This is a genomic window from Rhizobium sp. MHM7A, from assembly GCF_005862215.1.
In the GTDB taxonomy this organism is placed as follows: Bacteria; Pseudomonadota; Alphaproteobacteria; order Rhizobiales; family Rhizobiaceae; genus Rhizobium; species Rhizobium bangladeshense.
The window spans coordinates 1-2,753 of record NZ_VCHT01000058.1 but is presented as its reverse complement, the minus strand read 5'-3'; the positions used below and the strand labels follow the sequence as shown (position 1 = coordinate 2,753).

1 protein-coding gene and 4 pseudogenes are annotated in these 2,753 nt (G+C 55.9%); 4 read left to right on the top strand and 1 reads right to left on the bottom strand.

Translation table 11 applies throughout. The features are described from left to right. Positions 1-77: 77 nt before the first annotated feature. The 3 genes and pseudogenes from FFR93_RS40305 to FFR93_RS41855 all read left to right on the top strand — a co-directional run. A pseudogene (locus tag FFR93_RS40305) lies at positions 78-716 on the top strand (IS6-like element ISRle6 family transposase); the annotation flags it as partial. Positions 717-1,022: 306 nt separating this feature from the next. Beyond that, positions 1,023-1,460, top strand: coding sequence for an RT0821/Lpp0805 family surface protein (locus tag FFR93_RS40300; protein WP_246661439.1), 438 nt, complete (start codon positions 1,023-1,025; stop codon positions 1,458-1,460). 150 nt (positions 1,461-1,610) lie between these two features. Beyond that, a pseudogene (locus FFR93_RS41855) lies at positions 1,611-1,738 on the top strand (SOS response-associated peptidase); the annotation flags it as partial. 295 nt (positions 1,739-2,033) lie between these two features. Here the strand turns inward: FFR93_RS41855 and FFR93_RS40290 are convergent. Then, positions 2,034-2,138 (bottom strand): annotated as a pseudogene (locus FFR93_RS40290) (IS110 family transposase); the annotation flags it as partial. Positions 2,139-2,143: 5 nt separating this feature from the next. Between FFR93_RS40290 and FFR93_RS40285 the strand changes: the two are divergent. Continuing rightward, positions 2,144-2,626: pseudogene (locus tag FFR93_RS40285) on the top strand (DDE-type integrase/transposase/recombinase). Positions 2,627-2,753: the final 127 nt, after the last annotated feature.

Sequence of the window (2,753 nt, the reverse complement as noted above, 5' to 3'; positions counted from 1 at the left end):
AAGCCGTGACCGCTGCAATTGCCTGAGTTTACCGACAAGCGACTTTTCGGCCGTTGATCAAACAACGTGACATCGCCCCCCTGAGCTATCGAGATCTGGAAGAAATGTTCGAAGAGCGCGGTTTCGAGGTCGATCATAGCACGATCAACCGCTGGGTATTGAGCTATGCGCCGATGATCGAGAAGCGTCTTCGCCAGTTTCGCCGGCCGCATTGCGGATCGGTTCGGATTGACGAGACCTACGTTAAGATCCGCGGCAAATGGCGCTATCTGTACCGAGCCATCGATAAGCATGGCAACCCGGTGGATTTCCTGCTTTCTGCAAAGCGAGATCTCGAAGCCGCCAAGCGGTTCTTCCGCAAGACGCTGAAAGATCAACCCTTACTGTCGCCGAACAAGATCAGCACAGATGGTGCCAATACCTTCCCGTCGGCAATCAAAGCTTCGGTTGAAGACGGGCTTCTACAGCCCGACCCCGTGCACTATGTGACCAAGCACCTGCAACAAGGCATTGAGAGCGATCATTTCCGTGTGAAAAAGAACATGCCGAAGATCGGCGGCTTCCAATCCTTCAACACGGCGCGGCGAACGATTGCCGGTTTCGAGGCGATGCTGTGGTTGAGAAAAGGCTTCGGCTTTTCCGGCGGCTGGACGATCAACGATCAAGACGATTTGGTTGCGCGCCTCTTCGGACTTACAAAGGTTAACAAAACATGAAAATAGCATCGTTCAGGGGATAGCCGCGGCCTCTGTGGAAGTTTGCGACAAGCCCGACAGCATGCTAGCATTCAGAGGTCCGGTACTTCAACCGAAATGCTGGCGAAAACTCGTCAGTCACTCTGCCCAACACCGACCCCGTTTAAGGATCGCCAGGACTCATCACGGAGTAATGGCGGTAGCCATTGGCGCACCGCCACCGATTTCCTGAAGATGGGGCAATTTGCGAGCCAGCCTATTGGGTCTTTGAGAATTTGAATCATTATTGTTCGAGATTTTCGTCGTTGTCCGCGAAATGAGCAGTCAATGGCGCCCGCATCTGGTCACAATATGATGTCATATGCAGCGTCCGAAAGGCTGGTTTGTCACTCGATGCTTTCAAAACTGATCGTGATTGCCATCGTGTTCCCTGCGCTGGTGCTTACCGCTTGCTCACGTCCCGAACCGCTTCAGACGTCCACAGTTGCTCCGGTCGCTGCGGCGGCAGTTCCGATCACTGACCAAACGGTGATCGCCGAAACCGTGGGACGGGCGACGATCGGCTCTGATCCGCTAGCGTGGGCAAACCCGTCAACTGGCAGCGCCGGGGTGATCGAGCAGGTCCGGCCGGATACAAACAATCCAAATGGATGCCGCGACTTCGTCACAAGCAAGCACAGTCTCGAGGGCGTGACTCGGTTCAATGGTGTCGCTTGTCCATCAGATGGATCTTGGAAGATAAACGGCTCGTCTGGCTTGCATTAGGAACCAAGTTCGGGGATCAGCGATTGCTCTTGAACTCAACCGGAACTCAATCAGAATTTCGGCCTGTCGCAAATTTTCTGGTTAACCGCATGTCTCCCATCGGCAGAGATTTTCGGCTGCGAATGTTGGGGAGCACAGACTGCCCTCTGCGCCCTCGAGAAGGCGGCGAATGCGAAAGCCGAGAAACTTGTGACCAAGGGCAAGCCACTCGATCCCGAAGAGCTGATCCGCGTCGGGGCCGCGGTAAGACCAACATGCCAAGACTCAATTTTCCGCACAGCCTAATTGAGCGCCTGAGCTGAGAGCTTGATCATCTCGGAAAACGAGAAAGCCTGCCGCGGGAGGAGGTGCGGCAGACTTTTCTAATTGAACAGCGGCTGGGGGAGGAGTCCGCTGTTCCGTCAAGCGCCCCTTGGGAGGAGGAATAGGTTCACCTGGGACACGAAGCTTTGCGAGGAAGAGGAGCATCGCTTCGATGGTCAGAAGATAGCAGAGGCTGCCCCTAACGCCAGCGCTCAGATCGCAGTGCAGGTATGCGCTTGCTGCAATGCAATATAACCACTTTGTAAGTGAGGCCGCGGTCAGCCCGAACTCGGCTGCATAGCCACGAATCGTATTGGCAAGCTGCGTCTGTGCGGCGACAGCGCGCTCGCGCATGCCCACCAGCATCAGCGCGGCTGGCGATGTCACGTTGTCGGCAACTTAACGGGTGGCGGATAATACGGTTGAGATGACCTCATCGACCATCAGCTACAAGAACCACCGATTTCCGCCGCAGATTATCTGCCCGTGCGGTCTGGCTGTATTTCCGGTTCCCGTTGAGCCTGCGGCTGGTCGAGAAATGTTGGTGGAGCGCGGTATCGTCGTTTCTTACGAAACGATACGGCGATGGGGCCGCAAATTCGGGGCAGCCTAGTCAAGCAGTTGCGTAGAAAGAAGCCGTCGCGAAAGGATATCTGGCATCTGGACGAGGTCGTGATTTCCATCGGCGGCCGAAAACATTGGCTTTGGCGCGCCGTTGACCAGGACGGCTACGTTCTCGATGAGATCGTCCAGACCCGCCGCGATACGTCGCGCCGCACCAGAGACACTCAGCCCTAGCCACCCATATTCATCGGATCCGCGCCATGGCACAGTGGAAGGCCGTGACCGCTGCAATTGTCTGAGTTTACCGACAAGCGACTTTTCGGCCGTTGATCAAACAACGTGACATCGCCCACTTTTGGCATCCACTGCCAGATGCAGCTTGCGCCAGGTGCGACGTGATCTGGCGCCATGTTTTTGCTCCAGCCA